18 protein-coding genes are annotated in these 26519 nt (G+C 39.0%); 7 read left to right on the top strand and 11 right to left on the bottom strand.

From position 1 onward, the window contains the following. Positions 1-2 precede the first annotated feature (2 nt). The 8 genes from ASG14_RS04550 to surE all read right to left on the bottom strand — a co-directional run bounded on the left by ASG14_RS04550 (position 3) and on the right by surE (position 13417). Complete coding sequence (locus tag ASG14_RS04550) at positions 3-2270, bottom strand: GH92 family glycosyl hydrolase (protein ID WP_056869815.1); 2268 nt, start codon at positions 2268-2270, stop codon at positions 3-5. Between the two features lie 17 nt (positions 2271-2287). After that, positions 2288-4735, bottom strand: a complete 2448-nt coding sequence (locus ASG14_RS04545; RefSeq protein WP_056869814.1) for a glutaminase family protein — start codon at positions 4733-4735, stop codon at positions 2288-2290. Positions 4736-4928: 193 nt separating this feature from the next. Continuing rightward, entirely contained in the window at positions 4929-6569 is a 1641-nt protein-coding gene (locus tag ASG14_RS04540) for a RagB/SusD family nutrient uptake outer membrane protein (RefSeq protein WP_056869813.1), read from the bottom strand. Between the two features lie 13 nt (positions 6570-6582). Beyond that, positions 6583-9627 carry a SusC/RagA family TonB-linked outer membrane protein gene (locus ASG14_RS04535; protein WP_235528516.1) on the bottom strand — a complete coding sequence of 1015 codons (3045 nt, stop codon included), beginning with the start codon at positions 9625-9627 and terminating at the stop codon, positions 6583-6585. Positions 9628-9995: 368 nt separating this feature from the next. After that, a complete protein-coding gene (locus ASG14_RS04530; RefSeq protein WP_056869811.1) occupies positions 9996-11000 on the bottom strand; it encodes a LacI family DNA-binding transcriptional regulator in 1005 nt (334 codons plus the stop codon). Between the two features lie 105 nt (positions 11001-11105). Continuing rightward, the gene (gene lpxB, locus ASG14_RS04525) at positions 11106-12212 is read right to left on the bottom strand and encodes a lipid-A-disaccharide synthase (RefSeq protein ID WP_056869810.1); all 1107 of its coding nucleotides are present in this window, start codon (positions 12210-12212) and stop codon (positions 11106-11108) included. Between the two features lie 85 nt (positions 12213-12297). Further along, positions 12298-12570 (bottom strand): hypothetical protein, encoded by a 273-nt coding sequence (locus tag ASG14_RS04520; protein WP_056869809.1) that lies wholly within the window; start codon positions 12568-12570, stop codon positions 12298-12300. Positions 12571-12577: 7 nt separating this feature from the next. Continuing rightward, positions 12578-13417 (bottom strand): 5'/3'-nucleotidase SurE, encoded by an 840-nt coding sequence (gene surE / locus ASG14_RS04515; protein WP_056869808.1) that lies wholly within the window; start codon positions 13415-13417, stop codon positions 12578-12580. Between the two features lie 209 nt (positions 13418-13626). Here surE and ASG14_RS04510 point away from each other — a divergent pair, with 209 nt between their 5' ends. Next, positions 13627-16557, top strand: coding sequence for a pitrilysin family protein (locus ASG14_RS04510; protein ID WP_056869807.1), 2931 nt, complete (start codon positions 13627-13629; stop codon positions 16555-16557). 239 nt (positions 16558-16796) lie between these two features. Here the strand turns inward: ASG14_RS04510 and ASG14_RS04505 are convergent, their stop codons facing one another. Together ASG14_RS04505 and ASG14_RS04500 are read right to left on the bottom strand one after the other, a co-directional pair. After that, on the bottom strand, positions 16797-17852 hold the full coding sequence (locus tag ASG14_RS04505; RefSeq protein ID WP_056870243.1) for a glycoside hydrolase family 130 protein: 1056 nt from the start codon (positions 17850-17852) through the stop codon (positions 16797-16799). Positions 17853-18210: 358 nt separating this feature from the next. Beyond that, on the bottom strand, positions 18211-18396 hold the full coding sequence (locus tag ASG14_RS04500; protein WP_056869806.1) for a CsbD family protein: 186 nt from the start codon (positions 18394-18396) through the stop codon (positions 18211-18213). Positions 18397-18597: 201 nt separating this feature from the next. On the opposite strand from ASG14_RS04500, the gene ASG14_RS04495 reads away from it, so the two are divergent. Together ASG14_RS04495 and ASG14_RS04490 are read left to right on the top strand one after the other, a co-directional pair. Further along, on the top strand, positions 18598-21693 hold the full coding sequence (locus tag ASG14_RS04495) for a TonB-dependent receptor (RefSeq protein WP_056869805.1): 3096 nt from the start codon (positions 18598-18600) through the stop codon (positions 21691-21693). A gap of 16 nt (positions 21694-21709) precedes the next feature. Beyond that, positions 21710-23074, top strand: coding sequence for a RagB/SusD family nutrient uptake outer membrane protein (locus ASG14_RS04490; RefSeq protein ID WP_200940312.1), 1365 nt, complete (start codon positions 21710-21712; stop codon positions 23072-23074). Positions 23075-23139: 65 nt separating this feature from the next. On the opposite strand, the gene acs is transcribed toward ASG14_RS04490, so the two are convergent. Then, on the bottom strand, positions 23140-25035 hold the full coding sequence (acs, locus tag ASG14_RS04485; protein ID WP_056869803.1) for an acetate--CoA ligase: 1896 nt from the start codon (positions 25033-25035) through the stop codon (positions 23140-23142). Positions 25036-25169: 134 nt separating this feature from the next. Between acs and ASG14_RS04480 the strand changes: the two genes are divergently transcribed. The 4 genes from ASG14_RS04480 to ASG14_RS19990 all read left to right on the top strand — a co-directional run bounded on the left by ASG14_RS04480 (position 25170) and on the right by ASG14_RS19990 (position 26446). Further along, positions 25170-25655 (top strand): hypothetical protein, encoded by a 486-nt coding sequence (locus ASG14_RS04480; protein ID WP_056869802.1) that lies wholly within the window; start codon positions 25170-25172, stop codon positions 25653-25655. A gap of 93 nt (positions 25656-25748) precedes the next feature. Next, on the top strand, positions 25749-25982 hold the full coding sequence (rpmB, locus tag ASG14_RS04475; protein ID WP_025145121.1) for a 50S ribosomal protein L28: 234 nt from the start codon (positions 25749-25751) through the stop codon (positions 25980-25982). Between the two features lie 44 nt (positions 25983-26026). Further along, positions 26027-26209 (top strand): 50S ribosomal protein L33, encoded by a 183-nt coding sequence (gene rpmG / locus ASG14_RS04470; RefSeq protein ID WP_010599807.1) that lies wholly within the window; start codon positions 26027-26029, stop codon positions 26207-26209. Between the two features lie 81 nt (positions 26210-26290). Next, positions 26291-26446: a DUF4295 domain-containing protein gene (locus ASG14_RS19990; RefSeq protein WP_082491331.1), complete on the top strand. Its 156-nt coding sequence runs from the start codon at positions 26291-26293 to the stop codon at positions 26444-26446. The last annotated feature ends 73 nt before the right edge of the window (positions 26447-26519 follow it).

Here is a 26519-nt window from a genome sequence, read left to right as displayed (position 1 = left end):
CTTTATTTGCTCAAAGAAAATGGCTTATCTTCTTCCAGTTTTCCCCTGTTTATATTTGGTTTGTTACTCATATCTAACTTAAAAATCCCACCATTTAAGATGTCGCGATGCGATAAGAAGGTGCGAGTATAGTTATTTCCATTTAAAGTGGCGGCGTTTATGTAAACATTCTCTTTGCTGTTATTTGGAGCGTCTATTACGAACTTTTTCGAATCGCCTAAATTAATAGTTATTTTCTTAAACATCGGGCTTCCAAGAACATATTCTCCACTGCCGGGCGTAACGCTGTAAAAACCCAGTGCGCTAAGCACGTACCACGATGACGTTTGACCTTGATCCTCATCTCCCGGGTAACCATTTTCTGTGGCATCGTAGAGTTTAGTCATTACCTCGCGGGCATGGAACTGAGCTTTCCAGGGCTCGTTAGCATAATTATATAAGTAAACCATGTGCTGTATGGGTTGATTTCCGTGGGCATACTGGCCAAGATTGGCCATTACCATTTCGGTCATTTCATGTATCATGCCGCCATAAGTACCAACTTTAACTTTGTTCGGCTCTGTAAAAACAGCGTCTAACTTATCTACAAAGTTTTGGTTGCCACCCATTAAATTTATCAAGCCTTTGGTATCCTGAAAAACCGACCATTGCCAATGCCAGGCATTTCCTTCGGTAAATGGGCCACCCCACTCTATCGGGTCGAAATTTGGAGACCAATTTCCGTTTAAATCTCTGCCACGCATAAATTTTGAATCCGCATCGTAAACATTGCGGTAATTGTACATCTGCCGCTCAAAAATATCCATGTAAAACTTATTGCCTGTCATTTTCGCCAGCTGATAAGCACAATAGTCATCATATGCATATTCCAAAGTTTTTGCAGTGGCTTCACGATATTTTGGATAAGGCACGTAACCCAGCTCAAAGTATTCCTTCCATCCATCGCGTCCATTGGCCGGGCCCCACGGACCTTTATTTGTCGCTTCGTGCAAATAGGCTTCCAAAGCCGCTTTCGGGTCGAAAGTTCTTATTCCCTTAACCCAGGCATCTGCCAGAAGAGAAATCGCATGGTTCCCAATCATGCTGCCACCTTCACTTGGAAAAGACCATGAAGGCAGCCAGCCACATTGTTTATAAGCATCGAGCAAGGCTTGCATATATTGCCCGTGCATTTCTGACTGTAGCAAAGTATTTAATGGAAATTGTGCCCGGAAGGTATCCCAAAATCCAGTATCGGTAAACATATAACCAGGATGAACCTGGCCATCGTACGGACTAAAATAATATGGTTTGCCCTCGGCATTAAGCTCATAGAATTTCCGTGAGAAAAGACTTGCCCTAAAAAAGCAGGAGTAAAAAGTTTCCGTATCTTCTTTGGAACCACCTTCGACTAAAATTTTACCTAAGGATTTATTCCATACCGCAGCTGCATTCGCCTTTGTTTGTTCTAATGTTTTATCTGCACCGAGTTCGGTTTTTAAATTTAGTTCGGCCTGCTCCAAACTGATGTAGGAGGAGGCCGTTTTTACCTGGACATTGGAACCGGGTTTAAATTCGATGTAAGCTCCTTTACCCAAGCCTTCTGCCGTGGTTGAATCTGGAGTAATGATATTCTTTTTGTTTTCCCAGGTTCCGAAAGCTTTTATTGGCTGGTCGAACTGAATAACAAAATAACTTTTCCATTCTTTTTTAAAACCTTGCCCATTGCTAACATAACCTGTTATTTTCTTTTGTTTCGGGTAGATTTTTACACCACTTGTACGGATGTAACCATCAAGAACAAGATAACTTTTTTTACCCTTCGGATAAGAAAAACGAAGATGAGCACCACGTTCGGAGGGTGAAATTTCGGTGGTAATCTGGTTCTCGAACTTTACTTTATAGTAATTTGGCTTAGCAATTTCGTTTGCGTGTTTAAATTTCGATTCACGCTGATTTTCATCGACCACCAAATTGTCTATCATCGGCATTAAAGAAAAGACAGCATAATCGCGGGTCCACGAACTGCATTGGTGTGCCTGTTGAAAACCTCTAATGGTCTCCTTAAAATACTGATATTTCCAGCCGTCGCCGTTTTTCCCTGTCTGGGGTGTCCAGGTGTGCATGCCAAAAGGGAGCGCGGTAGTTGGATAGGTGTTTCCCCTGGTTAATTCGTGTTTGGAATTTGTACCCTGTAAAGTATTAACATACTGAACTAAATCTGCCTGTTGAGCAAACAGATTCGCATGGAGCATGCTTAAAACAAGAACGATAGAATGTTTAAACTTCATATACAAATTCAGTAATTCTAATTTCTAACGCCCCATTTTTCTGCGAGTAACTTTATGAAATAGCCACCCACAACACTTCTTGCCTGAAACCCGACTTTTGCGCCGGTTGTGGTTTCGTGCCAATCATTAAGCGGCACTCTACTTTCCGTTTCATTGGCAAACTTATAGATAGGCTTTATAAACTTCTGAAAATCCTGTTGATTATCGGCAAGCGTTGCTGTCCACATTATCCAATCAGATTTGGTGTAGGTTTTACGACTATCTAAAGGCAACCCAAAAGCATTTTGCTTCGTTAAATAGTAGTTTATTTCTTTTTTATAAACGGCTTCAGGAAAAAGTTTCAATCCTAAAAGCTTATCCCAAACCAGGTTATATTTTTGGCTCCAGGTATTTTTATCATTAAAAGTTAAGGCAAAATGGTCGCCATCATCAGCCATTTGCTGCCACTTACCGGCCATGCCCAAAGCAATGTTCCTGTACTTTTCAGCTTCTGCAGTTTTTCCAATCTGCTGAGCCAGTTGTGCATAGGCGCCAATTGCTACAATCGCTTTAACTGATAAATTTGCATTTCTGGCCAGGTGGCCGGCGAAATCATCGGTGCATAACTGGTTTGCTGGGTCAAAGCCTTCTTTAGAAAGGTACCCGGCCCAGGTAGCCAATGTGTTCCAGTGCTTTTCAGCATATTTTGCATTCCCTTGTGCCCTGGCAATTGCGGCTGTCAAAATTATCATGTTTCCCGCTTCTTCTACAGGCATGTCTTCTCCATAAGTTTGTCCGTTGGCAAAAGGATAAGTACCTAAATCGTGTGCGGGGTAAGGTTTCTTCCATTTTCCACTTTCAGCATAATAGAAAATGCCGTTAAGCATACCTGTTAATAATTCGGGGTTATAAATTAAATATTCCGGCGCAGACGGGTAAGTAACATCCACCGTATTGATAAAGCCTCCACTAAAGTTCTCTTTTGAGAGGAATAAGATGTCGCCATTCGGTGCATAAACTATTTTATGCGCCGCAATACTTTGTCGGTAAGCCAGCTCACATAACTCAGCATATTCCTTACCACCTGCTCTTTCAGCATCAGCAAAAAGTTTCGTGCTAAAATCTGCACATTTCTTAATGATTGTAGTATAATCTTTAGCTGCGTTTGCAAGCTGCGTTTCGAAGTTTCCGCCAGATTTTTTCCAGATAGGTGCCAACTGTGTACCGAAATATTCAACTGATTTTAAGTCGTCGTAACCCATCATTAAATACGTCTCCACCGCAGTGCTACCAACGGTTCCAAACGGGATGATACTGCTTAAATTTAATTCTTTGCCATTGGCAACCGATGCAGTTGCCGGGTAGTTGTTGCCCAAAAAGCTATTCAAACTTTCTTCCTGTTTATTAATGTACTGCGTTGCCTTAAACTTCTGAGGAACTGCTACGTACATATAACCCCAGTCAATTCTTAAGTCGTCTCCTTTCTTTTGTAAAACTGGCTGTTCTACGGTACCGGCGCTAAGTATTGAAAGGTTATTAGAAAGCGTTTTCTTCGCCGCAACGGGCTGGTTTGGTGTATTTACTGCAATATTTGTTGATGCACTGAAGTACAAATCAACTTTATGTGCTTTGCCATCAGTAGCTTTAGCAGCATAGCTGATATAACTTATAGGTCTGGCGGTAAGCGCAATATCATTTAACAGCAAGGGCGAAGTAAATGTAATATCCAAATTGACTGCACCACAGATAAAACTGTACTTTGTAGCAGTTGCATCAACCTTTACATTTGTTTGTTTTGCTAAACCAATAGCCGATTTCTGAGGTACTTCTTCTACGATACCTGCGTCAAGAAATCTGCCACCTGCAGAGTTTTTGACATGAATTGCAAGTATGTTTTCGCCCGAGGTTAATACGCTTTCTTCAATTGGAATATAGATGTACTCGTGTACCCAACCTTCCTTTTTGTAAATCTGCTTACCGTTAATAAATACTTCAACGTTATCATCATGGTTAAGCTTTAAATATCGTTTTCCCACTGCTGTTTTCGCGGTGGTAAATTTTCTTCTGTAGTATAAATCGTCGCTTTTCCATTTGGTTTTAGCGGCGTCATCATCGCCAAAAGGCGCAGTTCCTTTTTGCCATTTTGCGTCATCAAACGCCGAGGCTATCCAGCCATCTGCTGGTTTATTAAATGTGTAACTTGCCTGATAAGCAGATTCATCTGCTGCAGGAAGTATGGTTTTATATTCTTTGGATTCGGCACCTAAGAAGCGGTAAAATTTACCATCAACTTTAAGTACGCCAGATAACGATTGGTTTTTACCGGTCCAGTGTTTGGTTACAGACTGGTTCAATTCATCGCCGAAAGACCAAATGCTGAAATAGGTATCATGTGTAATTAATGGGTAAGCTGGTGCTTTGTCTTGAGCAACTGATTGGAAAACGAACAATATGCTCAGCAGTAAAAAGGAAAGATGTCTTTTCATAAATATTTGGTTTAGGCAGCACCAGATTGATAAGGCAGATTGGTAAAACGTTTTACCATTGCCAATATTAAGTAAAAATCAAGAATTTTGATGAATCGAAAAATGTAATATATGAGTTACATAAATGACTTATTAAATTGCAAATCAAAAAAAAGGTGCTCATAATTGAGCACCTTAATTATTGACCTTTTTATTAGTAACCAGGATTTTGAGTTAAGTTTCCGTTAAGGTTTCTTTGAACCTGAGGAATTGGATAAAGCGCTTTAGTAGCTGTTGTTGGCGTGTGATCCCACCAGGTAGCTGTAGCAAATTTTCCAAAGCGAATCAAATCGTCTCTTCTTAATCCTTCGAAGATAAATTCTCTTCCTCTTTCTGCCAACAATTCATCAAGCGTTAAGGTAGCCGGAGTATAAGCTCTGGTTGCCCAATCAGCAGGTGAATATGCACGTTTTTTACAATCGTTAATTAACTGAACGGCTTCTGCATTTGCAACACCACCATTTTTACGCATAATTGCTTCTGCTTTCGCAAAATAAATCATCGTTAAACGATAAATGTTCCAGTCGCCATTGTTATAGTTTGCATCAATTGCAGGCACACCACCCGGACCAGCGAACTGGTTACCTAGCTTGTACTTGTTAAAACGAACACCGCTGTTTTCTTCACCTTCACTCATGTTTGAAACTTTCGAGCCAGTTTTATTTTTCTGAATGTTATCAACAAAGGTAAGTTGTAAACCATTGTATTCTTCCGATGCTAAAACCGGTTGCGTAGGCGCAACAAATTTAAACATTGGGCCTTCTAACATCCATTCTCTTTTTCTTAAATCAGCATCTTCATACGTTGTAAACACACCAGGAATTACAACAATACCATCATTACCATTTCTACCACCGCCGTAAATTTCCTGCTGTTTAAAGTGGTAAAATTCACTTGGCCACGATGGCTGGAAGTTGGCTACGCTATAGTTATAAGCGATTGAGAAAATAACTTCTTTAGATAAATCGTTTGTTGTTTTAAATTGGTCAGTAATGTTTGGATCTAATTGCATAGTTCCATTCTGAGCACCGCCTTCACCTGCAATTAATTTGTTTGCAGCAGCAATACAATCATCCCAACGTGCTGTGCCTGTCCAAACTTCTGCGTTTAAGTAAAGTTCTACCAACATTGCGTAAGCGCCGGCCTGGCTCATACGTCCTAACTGGCCGCGAGATAATTTCGGCGCTTTATCGATGTTCGACTTAATTTCAGATTCGATGAAATTAAATACGTCTTTACGCGATTTGGTTTCCGGTTTTGCAGGGATACCAACTTGTGTAACGATTGGAATATTTCCGAACAAATCCATCAATTTCAAGTAGTGGAATGCTCTTAAAAGTTTAAGCTCAGAAATAAATGCATCTTTTTCAACTTGTGTAATACCCATTGCCGATATTTCACGTTTTTCGATGTTCTCGATTGGGTCATTACATAATCCCATTCCCCAGAACATTAAAGACCAGGCATTGTTAATTCCACCTTCGTCTGTAGTCCAGGTGTGGTAGTGCAATCTTTTCCACTTACCTCCATCTTCACCATGGCGGCCTTTAGTTGGCCATGCCAATTGGTCGCCAGAAAGTTCGGCTAAACGCCACCAGCCATCCTGACCAGAAGGTGTAACCCAAGCATTTGCATGGGTATATGGCCTTAAAACTGCTGATAAAACTTCAGTTTTATTGTTATAGAAGTTATCTGTTAAAAGCTGATCGTATGCATTTTCATCTAACTTCGTACATGCATTTGTAAGGCATAAAACGCCTGCAAGCACACTGTATATAATTGATTTATTTTTCATTTTTTTTTAATCTTTAGAATCCAACATTTAAGCCAAACAAGAACGAACGTGAACTTGGATAAGCACCACTATTATCAACACCCGGGCCAGTACCGTTATCGCTGATGAAATCAGGATCGCTACCAGTATAACCAGTAATTGTTGCCAAGTTTTGTCCGGTTGCGTAAATACGCATGTTTCTAATTAATTTGGTTTTCAATTTGAAATTATAGCCAATCGTTACTTCATCGAGTTTTACAAAGCTTCCTTTTTCCAAATAGTAATCAGAATACATATAAGTATCATTAATTTGGCTATACTTATCGAAAGTACTTCTTAACAAATTGCCAGACCAGGTTTTGTTAGCATAGGAAAGTGCAGTTCTATTTAAAATATCGTAATCAAATTTACCTCTTAAGAAAACACGTAAATCGAACTGTTTGTACCTGAAATTGTTCGCTAACGACGCATAATACTTTGGAATTGCATTACCAAGCATTTGTAAATCAGTTACATTTTTGTCTCTAGAGTTGTTGATCTGCGCATTTGGTACAGCCTGGCCATTTCTGTTGTAGAACAACCATTTACCATCAGCCGTAAAACCTGCGAATTTTTTACCCCAAAATTCACCTAGTGCGCCACCTTCGTAAGTGGTGATTGCATCACCTAATGCACCAGCACCACCGATTCCACCAAATGTTTTAAACAAAATTTTGTATTCATCATTTGAATAAGAATCTAAAGTATTTCTTAAGGTACTTGCTGTAGCGTCAATATCCCAGGTAAAATCTTTAGTGTTAAATGCTGCATAACTTAATGCAAGTTCGATACCTTTTGATGAAATCGTACCTACGTTTGTATAAATTGAACTTTGAACAAATGGAGGTTGAGGAGAAGTATAGGTATCTAATAAATCTTTAGTGGTACGTTTAAATAAATCTAATGAACCAGATAATCTACTTTTTAACACAGTAAATTCTAACCCAATGTTTGTTTCTCTTTTGGTTTCCCATTTAAGGTTAGGATTTGGATTTCTGTTCGGACCATAAGTTTCAAGGTATTGGCCATCAGGATATAGATATCTACCACCGCCACCAAGCGTTACCCTCGATGCATTGTTTGCAAAACCACTGTTACCAGTTTCACCGTAACCAACTCTTAATTTTAAGTTGTTTACCCAGTTTACGTTTTTCATGAAGTTTTCATCAGAGATGTTCCATGCACCAGAAATAGCAGGGAAATTACCCCACTTGTTGTTGGCACCAAAACGTGATGAACCTTCTCTCCTTAATATTGCAGTTAATAAATATTTCCCAGCAAAGCTATAGTTAACACGACCGAAAAATGCGATTAACGTGTTGTCATTTTTATAACTACCCATTGCAGCTTTACCAACACCTAATGCAGAACCCTGACCTAAGTTATCCTCATGGAATAAATCGTTGATGAAACCACGGTTACTTGCTGATAAGCCTTCACTGATTCCGTAACGATAACTATAACCTAATAAGCCAGTAATTGTATGTTTAGAAGCAATTGTTGTATTGTATTGTAACGTTGGTTCAACAGCGAAGTTCTGATCTAAAAAGTCTGACTTTGCCGCATAACCTCCACCTGGGAAATCGGTATTTTCTAACGAGTTTTCACTTGCTTTAACGCGGTATGCACCATCGTTTCCACTGTTTCTGGTTACAGATCCGAAAATCGAAGCTTTTAAACCTTTGATAATGTCTAAATCAACTTTAACATCTGCAGAACTTGTTTGCTGTTTGCGGTAAGAAGTTTCCTGGAACAAACGTGCATACTCATTATTACTTGTTAAATCGAAACGGTAGCTTCCATCAGGATTGAAGTTAGAAAGTGTTGGATTTTTAGTTTGCTCACTTTCCCAAGTACCACTATTTTCTCTTGCACCACCACTACCTAATAAGTTAGCTTTGTTAAAGTTGGTAACTAAATTTGCCTGAATTTTCAATCTATCATCTAAACCAGTCTGGTTGATGTTAAATCTTAAAGTATATTCTTCACGACCATTTTCTTTTCCGATACCCTGTAAATCACGATAGTTGATACTTGCTCTATAGCTTGTTTTATCTGTACCGCCACTAAAGTTTAAGTTGTGGTTTTGGGATAAGTTATCGTGGTTGATTAACTGATCAACAAAATCAGTTTCACTTCCAAAGTTCTGTTGCTTAATCTCGCCAGAAGCAATTCTTGCTTTATATTCAGACGGAGATAAGAAATCTAACCATTGGTTGTAATACTCCTTTCTTGCATAACCAGAATAATTAAACTGAGGCGGCCCGGTTTTACCTTTTTTAGTAGTAATCAAGATTACACCTGCGTTGGCGCTCGATCCATAAATTGCAGCTGCAGAACCATCTTTTAGCACATCAATAGCCTCGATATCATCCTGTTGTAACAAATCCGGGTTACCACCTGGAATACCATCAATTACAAATAACGGACTCGTACTACCCGTAACAGAAACAACACCACGAAGCTGAACGCTTACACCAGAGTTAGGGTTAGAACCGCTACGCGTGATATTAAGACCCGCAACTTTACCTTGAATAAGATCCAAAGCATTTCTTGAACCACTTTGTCTGAAATCATCGGCACCAACGTGGGCTACTGCCGAAGTTGTCTCCTTTTGTAACTGCGTACCATATCCAACCGCAACAACCGTTACATCATCTAGTTTTGTTTCGGTAGTTGTAGCTAATTTTACGCTAACTGTTTTGCTTGTGCCAACGGTAACATTCTGTGTTTCGAAACCGATGTAGGTAAAGCGCAAAACCTCGCCCGCATTAGCTTCAATTGTAAATTTACCGTTTGCGTCGGTAACTGTTGTTTTTCCAGAAGTTTGATTTCTGATGCCAACACCAGGAACTGCTGAGTTTTTATCATCAACCACCGTTCCGGTAATAACATTTTGCGTCTGAACTTGCTGCCACAGCTTGTTCGTATCCATGAATCCCTTCGCCCCTTCCCACTCTGAATTCATTGAAAACGCAGGGCCATTCAGCAATATAATTGCAGCAGACAGCCCAGTAATTTTTAGTAAATTAATTTTCATTAGCGGTTTTGTTAAATTTTAATTGATTAGTTTATATTGTATTTTCTTTTTACTGTGTACGCCCTTTGTCGATATCTGATATATCTTAACTCTCAGCACAAGGCATATCAAGCTATACCTTGTATTGTATTCTATTTATTATGAACCGAGAAAAATTTAGTGTAAAAACAAAACTGTGCCGGGCAGATAAGTTCTTCTGTAGTCAGGAATAGTAGTACTTGCCATACAGTTAGGGTCCTGCGTAAGTCTCATAAATACATTTGGTTATAGTAAATCGTTTTACTACATCAATGATAGAAATTTTTTGTCAATTAATAAAACGATTTAGTTGTAAAAAAAACGTTACAACAGGATTGCTTTACTAATTTTTAATCTCTGAGGATAAGCTTTGCCGGAATAATGATTTGTTGGTTTGGCAATTTCGATTTTGAAGATAACTGACTTAATATGAGCTGAATAACGTTTTCAGCGATTTCCTCTAAAGGCTGCTGAACGGTTGAAATGCCCGGCGTGTGGAGCTCGAAGGCTTCATGATCATCGTAGGCAATTACTGAAAAATCTGCTCCGATTTGCTTCTTTATTTGTTTAAGCACCTTTAAACCGCTAATGGCTAAGTAGTTGGTTGCGAATAAAACGGCATCTATCTGCTGGTCTTTGAACAAAGACTCCATCTGGCTGATGGTATCCTTTTCATCTTGATTGAAATGAATTTTTAGCACCAGACTTTCATCGTAAGGAAGGCCGTAGTCGACCAAAGCTTTTTTGTAGCCCTCTAAACGCTCTGTTATCTGCTGCACGTCGATATCGGTGGTAACAAGCGCAATTTTCTTTTTGCCTTGCTCAATAAAATTCTCGATTGATTGGTACGAAGCGCTGAAATGATTTGCACCTACGTAGTTTGTGCTTAAATCCGGAAGATTCCTATCAAAGAGAATAACAGGCTTATCATCATTTAAAAGAATCTGTATATCTTCTTCCAAACCCTTTATCGGCGAGATAATGTAGGCATCTACCTTTCTCGATTTGAACATATTGATGAGTTCCTGCGCTTTTGCTATGCTGTTTTCGGTACTCGAATAAATGATTTTGTATCCGCGTTTGTACGCTTTATCTTCTATTAAACGAGCTATCTTGGCAAAGAAAGAGTTTGAAATATCCTCTACGATGAGGCCGATAATGTTGGAATTTCCGGTACGTAAACTTCTGGCAATCTGGTTTGGCTTATAACCGCTCTCCTCTATAATCTTTTCCACCTTTTCTATAACTGCCTCACTTATGGATTTTTCTTTGGCTTTTCCATTTATGATGAAGGAAACTGTGGTTATAGAAACATTCGCTTTAACGGCGATATCTTTTATGGAGAGGGCTTTCATTTGCTTAGTTAATTCATGGTATACTAATCAAAACTAAATAAAAAAAAGATAATTTAGTATGGAGAACACTTGCAAGGAACTGATTTAACACTTAGCGTGTAAAATTTAACGTTTTAAATAGTTAATAATCAATTTAGCAGTTTTATCTGATGCACCCGGATTTCCCATTAAAGCCAGCAGTTCATTGTAACCCTTAAGCAGCGCCGCTCTCCCCTCGCCGCCCACAATTATGCCCACTTCTTTGCTAACCTGCTCTGTGGTGCAACTTTCTTGTATAAGTTCGGTTACTATCTTTTTGTTTACAATCAAATTTACAAGCGAGATGAACTTGATTTTCACCAGCATTCTTGCAATTGCGATAGAAACTGCGCCGCCCTTGTACACAACAACCTGAGGCACTTTAAACAAAGCTGTTTCTAAAGTTGCAGTACCCGAAGCCACGACTGCAGCATGCGCATTGTACAACAGGTTATAGGTATTACCGAACAATAATTTAACTTTTTTATCACCGATAAACGCCTGATAATAAGCTTCGCTGAAAGTTGGTGCCGCCGCAATTGCAAACTGATAATCGGGATAATGGGCTGTAATGCTTAACATAACAGGGAGTAACCTTTCTATCTCCTGTTTACGACTTCCGGGAAGCAGGGCTATAATTTTTGAATCGCCAAGGTCATTTTGCGCTCTGAAATTGAAATCAGGCTTAAACTGTGCCTTTTCATCCAGTAATGGATTGCCAACATAATCGACCTCCATACCCCATGTTTTGTAAAAACTGACCTCAAAAGGCAGAATACAAAACATATGGTCGACAACTTTCTTAATTTTAAGTACCCGTTTTTGGTTCCATGCCCAAACCTTCGGTGAAATGTAATAACAAACCTTTATGCCATTAGCCTTTGCAAACTCAGCTATTTTTAAATTAAAACCTGGGAAATCAATCAAAATTAGCACGTCGGGTTGCCAATCCAGCAGGTCTTTTTTGCATGCACTTAAGTTTTTGTAAATGGTACGCAGGTTTAACAGGACTTCGGTAAAACCCATAAAAGCCATATCAGCATAATGTTTCACTAACTGGCCGCCTTCTGCCTGCATCTTGTTGCCACCAAAATATCTGAACACAGCTTCGCCATCTTCAGCTTTTAGCGCTTTCATTAAATTTGCACCGTGTAAATCGCCCGATGCTTCGCCGGCGACGAGGTAATATTTCATATTTGCTTATCTTTCTCCTTCATCATTTACAAACGAAACCTTTTACAAGATAGCTTGCTTTTGAACCTGGCAATACCGCATTAACTTAAAAAACTTTATAATAGAAAAACACAAATGCACATAGAAATGTCGCTGCCAAAATGCCTCTGCCAATATTTTCTTTATAATGTTTGAAAAAATATTGCATAGTATAAGCATTAGCGGCAATACAGCCAATGTATAACAAATCGGCCTTGGCAAGATAGATTATGTGATGAATCAGGTACCAGGCCAAAGTGCAAAGCACAGCAGGCGTAAATAAACCAATGCCCAAACCAATCCAAACCGAATCTTTTAATTTATTTAACTGATGGTTCATTTGCTAACTAACCAAGGTTTAAACCATCCGGCGCTGAAATTTTTGTAGAAGAATTATCTGCTTTCTTGTTTACATCGAAACTCCAGCTGTTTAATAAAGGTATAGCATGATGCGCCGTTAAATCGAACTGAACCGGAACAATGGAAACATAGCCGTGTTCCAATGCCCAAACATCCGTATCTTCACCGCGGTCAAAGTTTTCGAAAACACCGGTTAACCAATAATAAGGTCTTTTGTAAGGGTCAGTTCTTTCATCAAACTCTTCCATCCACTTAGCATTGGCCTGACGGCAGATTTTAACGCCCTTAAGTTTATCGCCTTTCGGAAAATTAACATTTAGTAAAGTTCCTTCAGGCAAGCCATTTGCCAAAACCTGTTCGCAAATTTGCTTTATGTACTTTTTGGTGAAACTGAAATCTGCATCGGCGGCAAAATCATCCAGCGAAAAACCAACAGATGGTATTTTTTCTATAGCACCCTCAACCGCGGCAGACATGGTACCCGAATAAAGTACATTTATCGAATTGTTTAATCCGTGATTGATTCCTGAAACACATAAATCGGGTTTTTTTCCCTTAAAAATTTTGTTGACGCCAAGTTTAACGCAATCTACAGGCGTACCGCTGCATTTATACATTTCTACGCCAGGATACAAATCTACCTTATCGAAACGAATCGGTTTGCCAATTGTAATTGCATGTCCCATCCCGCTCTGCGGACTATCTGGCGCAACAACAACTACATTTCCCAGCTCCTGCATAACTTCCATCAGGTTCTTGATCCCGGTTGCAGTTATGCCATCATCATTAACAACTAAAATATTTGGTTTTGTACTTTGCTTCGTCATGATGTAAAAATACAGATTATTAAATTTAAGGCGTAATAAAGCTAAATTTTTAAGTTGCCAAGTTAATTCCTATATCTTTAGTTTGAAGAAAAAATTATTTCTTTCGATGGCTTAAAGCATATATATTTGGATAAATAACTTATTTGCTGCGATCATTCATTCACCCCTAAGTTGATGAACATCAGCAACCACAAACCAAATCCAAATAAATGAAATTCAAACTATTTACTCTTGCCTGTTTTCTGATAACCGGTACGTTTGTTAAAGCGCAAACTTATCAGTGGAAAACCGGTTCATCGGGCGGTTACACATACAAGTATGTAACAAGCGACCCTACATCAACCCGCTTCTACACGCTAAAAAACGGGTTAACTGTTATTCTTTCACCTAATAATAAAGAACCGAATATCCAGTTTCGAATGAGTGTTAGAGCGGGTAGCAACACCGACCCCAAAGCTGCAACAGGCTTAGCGCATTATTTGGAGCATTTGTTATTCAAAGGCACAGATAAATTTGGTACCGCAGATTGGGCAAAAGAAAAGCCTTATCTAGATAAAATTGATGCACTTTACGAAAAGTACAACAAAACAACCGACCCTGTTCAGCGCAAAGAAATTTACAAGGAAATTGATAAGACTTCGGGCGAAGCTTCGAACTTTTCGATAGCGAACGAGTACGACAAAATGATGTCGGGCATTGGTGGCAACTCTTCAAATGCGCACACCTGGTACGAAGAAACGGTTTACAACGAAGATTTTCCATCAAACGCTACCGATAAATTCTTAGCCATTCAGGGCGAACGTTTCCGTAAACCTATTTTCAGAATCTTCCATACAGAGCTAGAAGCTGTTTACGAAGAGAAAAACCGCGGTTTGGATAACGACCCTAATAAACTGGATGAAGCAATGATGGCTTTGTTGTTCCCTACCCATAATTATGGTCAGCAGACTACCATTGGTACAATAGAGCATTTAAAAAATCCATCTTTGGTAGAAATCAGAAATTATTACAACAAATACTATGTGCCAAATAATATGGCCGCAGTATTTACAGGCGATTTTAATCCTGATGTAATGATTAAAAAAATCGACAATACGTTTGGTTACATGGTTTCAAAACCTGTTTCACTTTACAATCCTGCTCCTGAAAAACCATTAACTAAGATTCAGCAGGTTGATGTTTACGGTCCGAGTGCCGAAATGGTAGAGATTTACTACCGCGGTTTTGCTGAAAACACGCAGAACAGCTTAATGCTTAACCTAATAAAAAGTATCTTATTTAACGGCAAAGCGGGTTTAATCGATATTAATTTAAACAAACAACAAAAAACCCAGCGAGCCAGCGCCAGTTACCAACAAATGAAAGACTATGGTGTGTTTAACCTATCGGCACAACCACGTCAGGGCCAGAGCCTGGAGCAGGCATCCAAGTTATTGTTAGAGCAAATTACAATGTTAAAAGAAGGCAAGTTCGATGATGACTTAATAAAAGCCATTGTTGCGAACCAAAAACTAAGTTTTTTACAGGCCTTTGATAGCAACAACAGCAGAGCTGAATATCTATCTAACGAGTTCATTTTAAACCGCGGTACCAAATGGGACAAAAGCTTAAGCGATATTGAGGAAACGGCAAAGATTACGAAAGCGCAGGTTATCGCATTTGCAAAAACTTATTTTAAAGATGATTACGTAATTGGTTTCAAACATAAAGGTGAGGATAAAAATATTGTAAAAGTAGAAAAGCCAACCATTACGCCAATAAATGCGAACGGAAACCTGACTTCGCCATTTGTAAAAAACATTTTGGAAGCGCCGGTAAAACCGATGGAACCAAAGTTTTTAGATTACAAAAAAGACATTGTAACTGGTAAAGTTGGCATTGCAGATGTTTTGACCACAAAAAACAGTGAAAATTCTATTTTTAGAATGACCTATCGATTTAACCATGGCGCAAACAGCTATAAATTATTGCCTTATGCGGCGAGTTATTTGCCTTTTTTAAGCACCGATAAATATAGTGCAGAAGAAATTAGCAAGGCATTTTACAACATAGCTTGTACCTACAGCTTATCCGTTGGAACAGAGAATACAACGATTAATATAAGCGGTTTGCAAGAGAACTTCGACAAAGCAGTTAGCCTGGTTGAACATATTTTTGCAAATGTAAAGCCAAATGAGAAAGCTTTATCTGATTTGAAAAGTACAATATTAAAAAGCAGAGAGAATAACAAATTAAATAAAGGCCAGATTATGGCCGGTTTAACTTCGTATGCGCAGTACGGCAGTGTAAACCCTTATAATAATGTGTTATCGAACGAAGATGTTAAGAATATGAAAGCAGATGATTTAATTTACCTGCTTAAAAACCTTACAAACTATGAGCACGTAATAACTTATTATGGGCCTAAAGATGTAAATGCTTTTACCGCTGAGATTAAAAAGCAGCACCTGTTACCGAAAGAATTTACGCCAGCTGCGCCAGCCAAAGTATATGCATATAGCGTCCAAGACAGCAACAGAGTGTATTTTGCAAATTACGACATGGTGCAATCGGAAATTCGCTGGTTTAGAAACACTGGTTTATACAACAAAACCGACAGGGCAAACATTGAAGTTTTTAACAACTATTTCGGTGGCGGTATGGGTTCTATTGTATTCCAAACCATTCGTGAATCGAAAGCATTGGCCTATTCTACCTATGCCACTTACCAAATGCCTGATAAAGCAGACAGACAATACAGCATGTTGGCCTATGTTGGCAGCCAGGCCGATAAGATGACGGATGCGGTGAATGGCATGAATGAATTGTTAAATGTTTTACCACAAAGTGATAAATCTTTCGATGGAGCTAAATCTAACGTTTTAACTTATTTAGAATCAAACAGGGTTACCAAAGATGGTATTTTTTACTACTATTTTGCGGATAAGAAACTAGGTTATGACTACGATTCGCGAATTGATTTGTACAAAGAGTTGAAGCCAATAAATTTCGCAAGCATCAAGACTTTTCACGATGAAAAAGTTGCGAATCAGCCATACACCTACTTAATAGTTGCATCTGATAAAAAGGTGAAACTGGAGGATATGCAAAAGTTTGGTAACGTTAGAACATTAACATTAGAAGAGATTTTCGGTTACTAAGTATTAGGCAACCTGAATTAAAAAGGCGATTCTCAGAAATGGGAATCGCCTTTTTTAGTTAGAGAGATTGACACACCTTTTATATCTAGTACAATTCCAGTTGCAAATAATTCACAGAGCCATTTTGGGCCGTCTCACTGTGAAACGGGCGCCTTTTGGCTTGTGTATAAGTGAATGTGGAGATTTGGGTAAAACCTCAGCAGGCAATAATGCCCGTGTTTACCGCAGCAAACTGAGTTTTATACATGGTGATATTTTAGTTGAGATAAAATACTTTGAATTGAAAAGGTAGCTCCACAAACAAACTCGTCTGCTGCGCCATAATAAATAGTTAATTCGTCGCCCTTAATCACGTGGCCATTCGTAAAAACAACCTGCCCAAAAAAGCCACATAATTCATATTCCTCAGTCGGTTTCATAATAGGCTCTTCAGTTTGGGCCAAAACCTTCGACGGGTCATTCAAGTCCATCAAAAATGCGCCCAGGCAATATTGGTGTTCATTATTTGCACCGTGGTAAATTTCGAGCCAGCCTTTGTCTGTTTTAATTGGTGCTGACCCGGCGCCAACGCGTTTACTATCCCAACTGTTCTTTCGGGTTTTAATTAAACATTTATGATTGCCCCAATGGATTCCATCCGGCGATTCCGCAAGCCAAATGTAGTTACCTCCTAAATCCACACTACTCGGCCGGTGTAGTGTGTAAAATTTGCCGTTTATCTTCTCTTCAAAAATTGCACAATCCTTATTATGAGGTGGAATTACCATCCCATGCTTTTCAAATGTTTTCCAATCTTTTGTGGTGCGCAAGCCTACACCTACACCATGGCCGGAAACAGCTGTAAAAGTCAGGTAATAAACGTCATCAATTAAGGCCACTCTGCAGTCTTCGATGCCAAAAGCTTCATCTTCACCCTCACCCTGAAGTAAAGGATAACCTTCTGGCTGGTAAAAATTGATGCCATCGTCGCTACAAACCAACCGCAAATGCGAAAGGGTAGTCAGGTAATCGGCACCCTTGTAAGTAATCACCCTCGGGTCGGTTGCAATCAAATCCGGGTCTTTTTCATTTATCGCGATAATTTCGATTCCATTATGTTTCAAAACCGGAAATGAAATTACGCCTTCTATTTGTGTAGGCCTTTCGGCAACGCGAACCAGCAACCATGTTTTATTTTGAAAGGTAAAAACGCCCGGATTTAACAGGCAGGCAATTTCTAAACCCTGACGACTTGGAACTAAATCTTTTGGAGATAAAATTGGGTTTTGTGAAAATCTTTGTGCAAAATCTGTCATAACATTTGGGAAAATAGATTTCCATAGCCAGAATTGCACTGGCATGGTCTGTAAAAAATTATCAAAACTTCTCCATCAAAAAAAACGATGTCCATGTTTTCAATTAATAACCAGCGTTTTTAGTTATTGTTCGGCCAAATTTATCTATTACGCCCTTAAGAGTTTGGTAAGCTGACCTCCCATTAGGCTTCGCGAATAAATACAAGAAATTAAAGTTTAGGCGCAATGGTTAGCCTGAATTGGCATTTAGCGCTACTTGCAAGACGAAATAAAACAATGAATTAACGAAGATTTGCCCAAAACGAAAACAGGCAACCAAATATGTTGATTGCCTGTTTCTCGTGGTTCTTTTTTGATATTATAAAGAATTAATCCATTTTACCAATTCATCACGACCTTTTCCTGTTTTCTGTTGCAGTTTGCCTAACAGTTCATCATCCTGACCATCTTCATGAGCTAAATCATCGTCTGTTAAATCGCCGTAAGCTTGTTTAACTTTGCCTTTAATCTCATTCCATTTTCCTTTTAATTCTAATTTATCCATTTTATTTATCGTTTTGTATCCTTTAATATTTGTTTTTGTTTCTAAGTAACATTTGACGGTTACATATTGTTTCAGAAGGATTTAAATACTTTTATTTGAAGAAAAACTGGATTTTTAATATTAAATATTCATACTATTTTCGTTACATTTATAATATCTACACCTACAAACAAACATTTATTAACTAAAACCTCAAATTTGATGAAAAAACTACTATTAAGTTTATTCGTATTTTTCTGTGCGTATACTTTTGTCTTTGCGCAAGACAAAGTAATCAGCGGAAAGGTTACGAGCCAAAATGCAGAGCCAATTCCTGGCGCAAGTATTTTTGTAAAGGGTTCACCCTCAACAGGCACACAAACAGATGTCGCCGGATTTTACAAACTATCGGTACCTGCCAATACGAAAACCATTGTGGTGAGCTTTGTTGGCTATAAAAGTAAAGAAGTTGGGCTAAGCGGCCAAACCGCTAATGTAAGCCTCGATGAAGAAAATACAACCTTAACGGATGTTGTTGTTGTCGGTTACGGAACACAATCAAAACGCGATTTAAAGGGTTCACAATCTTCTGTAAGTTCAAAAGACTTAGAAAATTTACCTGTAACCACCTTCGAACAAGCCTTACAAGGTAAAGCCGCAGGCGTAAGTATATCTGCTCAAAACGGTAAGTTGGGTCAGGGTATTACCGTTCGTGTGAGGGGTGCCGCTTCGGTAACGGCCGGTAGCGAACCTTTATATGTTGTAGATGGTATTCCAATTACATCTGGTGATTTTTCCAGCACTTCTGCCCCAACAAGTGCGCTGGCAGATATCAATACAAATGATATTGAATCTATTGAGATTTTAAAAGATGCATCTGCCTCTGCTATTTATGGTGCAAGAGCGTCTAATGGTGTAGTTTTAATAACTACTAAACAAGGTAAAGTTGGAAAAACGACCATCAATTTTAGTGCTTTAGGTGGTATTAGTTCTCCATCAAACCACCGGGAATTTATGAATGCTCAACAATACGTGCAAATTTTGCGCCGAGCTGGTGATGGTGCGGCAAATCAGGATTTCTTAAATGGTGATTATGCGACACTGGCTGATGCAAAAGCAGATTATGCAACACTGGTTGAGAGCAGATTAAATAGATATTCTGCAGGAAATAACGATTATCAAACGTACAAAGTAAACTCCAATTGGGAAGCAGCTGCTTTTCAGGATAATCCGGTAACGCAGCAATATGATTTGAATTTAACGGGTGGCAATGAAAAAACTAAATTTTACATTGGCGGCCAGGCCTTAGACCAGGATGGAATTATTGTTGGAAATAGCTACAAACGTTACAGCGGTAGGTTAAATTTAACAAATAAAGTAACTGATTTCATTGAAGTTGGTGTAAATATTAATTTTTCAAACAGCATAAACAACAGGCTTTCTAACGATAACGCCTTTTCCAGCCCGCTACAAGCCGTGGCACTTTCTCCAATTACGCCATTTATCGATCCGCGTTCAGGACTTGTAAGTGGAACTTTGCCAGGTGCTGCCTCAAATTTTCCTGTTTATTACAACCCGTTTATTGGCATTGAAAACGCAAGCTACAAGGCCACCGTTTACCGTACAATTGCTAAGGCATTTGCCAATATTAATATTGCAAAAGGGTTAAAGTTCAGCACTGATTTTTCAATTGATAACTTAAATCAAAATGAAGAAAGTTATTATGGTGCTTTAACTTTCAGAAATACGGGAACAGCAAATGGCGATGGCCAGAACATTTCTACTTTCGTTATCAATACAAATACAAATAATTTCTTTAGCTACGCTACAAACTTCGGTGAGAAAAGCAAATTCGACGCAGTTTTAGGTACCAGTTATCAAAAATCTACGGCTAAATATAGTACACTCGAAGGTCAGGATTTTCCAAGTGATTCTTACATCAAATTAGGTAGTGCTGCCACAAAAGTTACCGCAACATCCAACGAAAGCGCATTTAGCTTCTTGTCTTATTTCCTGAGAGCGAATTACAAATATAACGATCGTTACTTAGTTGGGTTTAGCGTGAGGGCCGATGGTTCGTCCCGTTTTGGCGCAAACCATAAATATGGTTACTTCCCTGCGGGTTCAGTAGCATGGATTGCATCAGAAGAAGATTTCTTAAAAGGCAGTTCATCAATCAGTTTATTAAAAATCCGGGCAAGTTATGGTTTAACAGGTAATGCCGAGATTGGTAACTATTCGGCTCGTGGTTTATTTAGCGGAACGGGCGCATATGGTGGTAGCGCTGGTCAGATTCCAACAAGAATTGCAAACCCTGATTTAACCTGGGAAAAAACCAAACAGCTGGATTTAGGTTTAGACTTCGGTATTCTTAAAAACAGAATCACCGGTGTTTTCGACTTCTATCAAAAAAACACTTCAGATTTGTTGCTGGATGTCCCAATTCCACAAACCACAGGTTTCTCTACTAAAACCCAAAATTTAGGCAAGCTGAAAAATACAGGTTACGAGCTTGGCATAAACACCGAAAATTTCGTCGGTGCTTTCAAATGGTCAACTGCCTTAACAGCCTCAATTAATAATAACAAGATTACCAATTTAGGTGGCCAGGTTTTAAATAGCAATGAAATTAATGCCGCAATTGCTGGTCAGCCGATTGGTGTATTTTATTTGCCAGAGTACGCAGGTGTAAATCCGGCTAATGGTGATGCCATTTACTATAAGAACACGACTGACGGCAACGGAAATTTAAACAGGGAAACAACAAACGACATTAACCAGGCCCAAAGGATATTTGCAGGCAACCCGAATCCGAAATATATTTTCGGAATTAATAATACCTTCTCTTACAAAAACTTCGATTTGGGTGTTTTCTTACAAGGTGTTAGTGGAAATAAAATTTTTAATGCCGGCGGGCAATATATGAGCGCAAATGCATCTAATGGATATGATAACCAAACGGCCGACCAAATGTCGTACTGGAATGCACCTGGCGATATCACTCAGGTTCCTGAACCGCGTTTGTTTTATGCAAATGGCACAGGTAATTCTACCAGATACATCTCAGATGGTAAATACCTTCGTTTAAAAACGCTAACGCTTGGTTATAACTTTGCGCCAGAGGTTTTAAGTAAATTAAGATTAAGCCGACTTAGAATTTATGCAACCGCACAAAATTTAGCAACAATTACAGGTTACAAAGGTTGGGATCCGGAAGTGAATGCCGATTATCAATCTACAAACATCAATCAGGGTGTAGATTTTTACTCCGCTCCGCAACCCAGAGTAATATCATTCGGTATAAACATTGGCCTATAATTTAAAGAGATTCATCATGAAAAAAACATATATATACAATTTACTATTTGCCTCGATGCTTTTGGCAGCCGCATCATCCTGCAAAAAGGCGCTCGATATTGATCCGGTTGACACCATTGAGCAAAGCCAGGCTTTGTTAACCTCAAAAGATGTTGAAGTTGCGCTCGTTGGGTCCTATTCCGCACTTGGCAACTCGAATTTTTATGGAGGCCGGCCGTTCCTAATGGCCGATTTCTTAGCCAATACCAATGCCATTGAATGGTATGGAACGTACGAAGAGCTTACGCAAACCATCAATAAACAGCTGTTAAAAACAAATACTTTTGTTGATAATGTTTGGGCAGCTGGTTACACCGCAATTAATGACGCAAATAATGTTATTGCTGCAATTAGTAAAGTTGATGCAGCGAAAAAGAATAAAGTTGAAGGCGAGGCCAAATTTATACGAGGTGCCGCTTATTTTGACCTGGTAAGGCTCTTCGGTAAAGCATACAATGATGGAAGCCCAACAACTAATCCCGGGGTGCCTATCGTATTAACGCCAACAACCACTGTTACCGATGCCAGTTATGTAACCCGGGCTTCAGTTGCAGCTGTTTACAGCCAGGCAATTGCTGATTTAACCGATGCAGAAGCAAAGTTACCTGCTACCAACGGTTTCTTTGCAACTAAGTACGCTGCAGCAGGAATGTTGGCCAGGGTATATCTGCAAATGGGAAACTATGCAGCAGCAGCGGCAGCGGCAAACAGGGTAATTGCATCAGGAAATTATACACTTACACCGGCATTTATCGATGCATTTCCAGAAATGGGATCAACTCCGGGTGTCAATTCCTCAGAAGATGTTTTTGCAATGCAGGTAACAACACTTACAGGTTTTAACGGTTATAACGAATTCTACGGATCGTCAACCTATGGCGGACGTGGTGATGCAGTAATATCACAGGATTGGATTAACAATACCTATGCAGCCAATGACGATAGAATTAACGCATTTTATGATGATGGCGATATGTACACCTCAAAATATGCAAATCCCTATGGAAATGTTTCTATAATCAGATTATCAGAAATGTATTTAATCAGAGCTGAAGCAAATGTCCGCTTAGCCCCTGCCGCACCAGTTGGTGGCAGAACACCTTTACAGGATTTGGCTGTTGTTAGAAGCAGAGCTGGGTTAACAACAACCACCGCTACTTTAGCCAACATTTTAGCGGAGCGAAAATTAGAACTTGCATTTGAAGGTTTTGCGTTGCATGATGCAAAAAGAACGCAAACTAATATTGGTTCGATACCGTGGAACTCCAATGTATTGGTTTTTCCAATTCCTCAAAGAGAAATGGATGCGAATAAAAATTTAACTCAGAACGCTGGTTATTAAAATTTCGTCGAAACAAAAAAAGCTTCCTGATTTTTTATCAGGAAGCTTTTTTTGTTTAAGAGGTTTTACATTTGCTTAGCGGCTTCGATAATTTCTTCCACAACCGCTGGGTCTAACAATGTGGATGTATCGCCGAGATTAGTCGTTTCGCCCTCGGCAATTTTGCGTAAAATCCTTCGCATAATTTTACCCGAACGAGTTTTAGGGAGGCCGGAAACAAATAAAATTTTATCGGGCTTAGCGATTGCGCCTATTACTCTGGTAACCGTTTGCAGAATGTCTTTTTTGGATAACTCTGCTTCCCCATGCATTTCCGGATAAATTACAAAAGCAAAAATACCCTGCCCTTTAACATCATGAGGATAACCGACAACCGCACTCTCTACTACTCCTGCATGCATATTAATGGCATTTTCAACTTCAGCTGTACCAATTCTATGACCTGATACATTCAGGACGTCATCAACACGACCGGTAATTCTGTAATACCCATCTTCATCACGAAGGCAACCATCACCAGTAAAATAAAGATTTTCATAGGTTGAAAAATAGGTTTGTTTACAGCGCTCGTGGTCGCCATAAGTTGTGCGCAACATGCCTGGCCAGGGAAATTTAATACAAAGATTTCCACTTACGCCATTCCCTTCAATTTCGTTACCGTTTTCATCCACCAAAATTGGCTGGACACCAGGAAGTGGCAACGTTGCAAAACTTGGCTTTGTTTGCGTAACTGATGCAATTGGCGAAATCATAATTCCACCCGTTTCCGTTTGCCACCAGGTATCAACAATCGGCGCCTTGCCATGCCCAATCTTCTCATCGAACCAATGCCACGCTTCTTCATTAATCGGTTCGCCAACCGAGCCCAGAACACGGATTGAGCTTAAATTTTTTCCGTGTAACGGTTCTTCGCCAAAACTCATCAACGAACGAATTGCAGTTGGTGCGGTGTATAAAGTGTTTACCTGATGTTTTTCTACAATGTCCCAGAAACGTGATGGACTTGGATAAGTCGGGATGCCTTCAAACAGAACGGAAGTTGCACCTTGCGAAAGCGGCCCGTACACGATGTACGAATGTCCTGTAATCCAACCGATATCTGCGGTGCAAAAATACACTTCGCCCGGCTGGTAGTTAAACACGTTGGAGAATGTATAGCCAGCATAAACCATATAGCCACCGCAGGTATGCACAACGCCTTTTGGCTTGCCAGTTGACCCAGAAGTATAAAGGATAAACAGCATATCTTCAGCGTCCATTTCTTCGGCCTCGCAAATATCGTTAACATGCTTAACCTCATCTTCCCACCAAACATCTCTGCCTTTAAGCATTGATACCGGTGTGCGAACATGGGTAAGCACAATACATTTCTCAACAGTTGGGCAACCAATTAGGGCATCATCAATAACATCCTTCAATGGAATCTGTTTGCTGCCGCGATGAGCTCCATCGGCCGTTATGACTAGTTTACATTGCGAATCATTAATTCTATCGGCAATAGATTTGGCAGAAAATCCACCAAAAATTACGGAATGCACAGCGCCAATTCTTGCGCAGGCCAAAACGGCAATGGCCAGTTCCGGAACCATAGGCATGTAGATACAAATACGATCACCTTTTTTTGCACCATTTCTCTTCAAAACATTCGCGAAACGGCAAACCCTTTCGTGCAGCATTTTGTAGGTAAGCGTTACACTTTCTTCCTCCGGATTATTTGGTTCCCAGATAATTGCCGGCTTATCGCCATTTGTAGCGAGGTGGCGGTCCAGGCAGTTTTCCGTAATGTTTAACTTCGCACCCTCGAACCACTTAATTTCAGGATCCTGAAAATTCCATGATAAAACCTTAAACCACGGTTTACGCCACTGAAAGTTTTGGGCAACCTCGCCCCAAAACTGCTCCGGATTTTCTACGCTTTTCTTATAATCTTGTTCGTATTGTTCGAATGAAGTAATTTGCATTGCTCGTGTATGTATTGTTATATCTGCTAATTTATATAAATATTGATGGATTAATCAATGATAGTTTATCAAAAACATTGCCCAGGAAATTTTCTCCATTTGCTTTAACCTAAATATTATCTTATTTTTAAAGTATGAAACCCATCAAATTAATACTCGCTGCCTTACTGTTAATCACTACTCAACAGGCTTTTTCTAAAGTGAATGGCCCATTATTAAGAACCGATACTTTACAAAAAACAAATCAATACCTGCTGTTTAGCAAGGGTGAAAACATTGATAACGTTCGTTTTACCAAAAATAAGAAATCAAAAGACGAAACTTTATTCATCAATATTGATTACGCCAAAACAAGTTCGGGTTCCGGCGTTAACCAAACAGGCGTACAAAGTCCTCGTCAGTTTGGTAATGCAGATAACCCGACAATTAGTAATGTTAGAATTATTTTAGGAAAATACACGGATATGAAAGCAGATGCGGTAACCAAAACAGCTACGCTTTACACGCTTTCCGGACTACAATTTCCGCTGCGCCTGCAGGTTTTTGTGATGGGAGAAATCATTGATTTTGAGCTTTCAGAACCAGGGAGATGGAATGTTGATTTAATTTTAAAAAAATAGCTACTCTCTCTTGCCGTTTACAATTATTATTAAGATATTTGCACACTCTTAAAAAAATTAAGCGGACGATATTAACAACTATATTTACAAGTCATGTCAAGAGTTTGTGATTTAACAGGAAAAAAAGCAATGGTAGGTAACAACGTTTCTCACTCAAACGTTAAAACCAAACGCAAATTTTACCCAAACCTACAACTTCAGAAATTTTATATTCCTGAAGAAAACCGTTGGATTACGTTGAAAGTTTCTACTTCGGCGATTAAAACCATCAACAAAGTGGGTATAAGCGAAGCGATTAACCGTTTCGTAAAAAAAGGATTTTTGTAAAAAACATTAACTGTTGAGATTAACAGTTTACAATTTATAATAAAATGGCAAAAAAAGGTAACAGAGTTCAGGTTATTTTAGAATGTACTGAACATAAAGAAAGTGGCATGCCGGGTATGTCTAGATATATTTCTACCAAAAACCGTAAAAACACTACTGAAAGATTGGAATTGAAAAAATTCAATCCGGTATTGAGAAAAGTAACCGTTCACAAAGAAATAAAATAATTGAATCATAGATTGAATGATTGAGTATATATTCAATCATCATTAAATCCACTAATTCAATCATAAAAATTTTTAGAAAACATGGCAAAGAAAGTAGTTGCAACCCTTAAAACAGGTACAGGTAAAGAATATTCGAAAGTTATCACAATGATTAAATCACCAAAAACAGGTGCTTATTCATTCAAAGAACTTATCGTACATAACGACCACGTAAAAGATGCTATCGCATCTAAATAGGTTAATATTTTTTAATATTAAAAGATATTAAAGGCCGTTCCGTTTAAACCGGAAGGGCTTTTTTTGTTATATA

The organism is Pedobacter sp. Leaf194, from assembly GCF_001423945.1.
GTDB lineage: Bacteria > Bacteroidota > Bacteroidia > Sphingobacteriales > Sphingobacteriaceae > Pedobacter.
The sequence above is the reverse complement of the archived record's forward strand: the minus strand, read 5'-3'. Positions and strand labels throughout refer to the sequence as shown.